Annotated in this window: 2 tRNA genes and 1 rRNA gene; all 3 read left to right on the forward strand. The window is 51.5% G+C overall.

Features of this window, described 5'->3' with window-relative positions:
- A 16S ribosomal RNA gene (locus LZP73_RS19170) occupies positions 1-644 on the forward strand; the annotation flags it as partial.
- 68 nt (positions 645-712) lie between these two features.
- Positions 713-789, forward strand: a tRNA-Ile gene (locus LZP73_RS19175).
- 42 nt (positions 790-831) lie between these two features.
- A tRNA-Ala gene (locus LZP73_RS19180) sits at positions 832-907 on the forward strand.
- The last annotated feature ends 24 nt before the right edge of the window (positions 908-931 follow it).

Raw genomic sequence — 931 nt, forward strand, 5'->3', positions numbered from 1 at the left:
CAAGGTTAAAACTCAAATGAATTGACGGGGGCCCGCACAAGCGGTGGAGCATGTGGTTTAATTCGATGCAACGCGAAGAACCTTACCTGGTCTTGACATCCACGGAAGTTTTCAGAGATGAGAATGTGCCTTCGGGAACCGTGAGACAGGTGCTGCATGGCTGTCGTCAGCTCGTGTTGTGAAATGTTGGGTTAAGTCCCGCAACGAGCGCAACCCTTATCCTTTGTTGCCAGCGGTCCGGCCGGGAACTCAAAGGAGACTGCCAGTGATAAACTGGAGGAAGGTGGGGATGACGTCAAGTCATCATGGCCCTTATGACCAGGGCTACACACGTGCTACAATGGCGCATACAAAGAGAAGCGACCTCGCGAGAGCAAGCGGACCTCATAAAGTGCGTCGTAGTCCGGATTGGAGTCTGCAACTCGACTCCATGAAGTCGGAATCGCTAGTAATCGTGGATCAGAATGCCACGGTGAATACGTTCCCGGGCCTTGTACACACCGCCCGTCACACCATGGGAGTGGGTTGCAAAAGAAGTAGGTAGCTTAACCTTCGGGAGGGCGCTTACCACTTTGTGATTCATGACTGGGGTGAAGTCGTAACAAGGTAACCGTAGGGGAACCTGCGGTTGGATCACCTCCTTACCTTAAAGAAGCGTACTTTGCAGTGCTCACACAGATTGTCTGATGAAAATGAGCAGTAAAACCTCTACAGGCTTGTAGCTCAGGTGGTTAGAGCGCACCCCTGATAAGGGTGAGGTCGGTGGTTCAAGTCCACTCAGGCCTACCAAATTTGCACCGCAAATTTGAAGAGGTTTTAACTACATGTTATGGGGCTATAGCTCAGCTGGGAGAGCGCCTGCTTTGCACGCAGGAGGTCTGCGGTTCGATCCCGCATAGCTCCACCATCTCTGTAGTGATTAAATAAAAAA

The organism is Shewanella sp. AS16, assembly GCF_021412365.1.
Classification (GTDB): domain Bacteria; phylum Pseudomonadota; class Gammaproteobacteria; order Enterobacterales; family Shewanellaceae; genus Shewanella; species Shewanella salipaludis.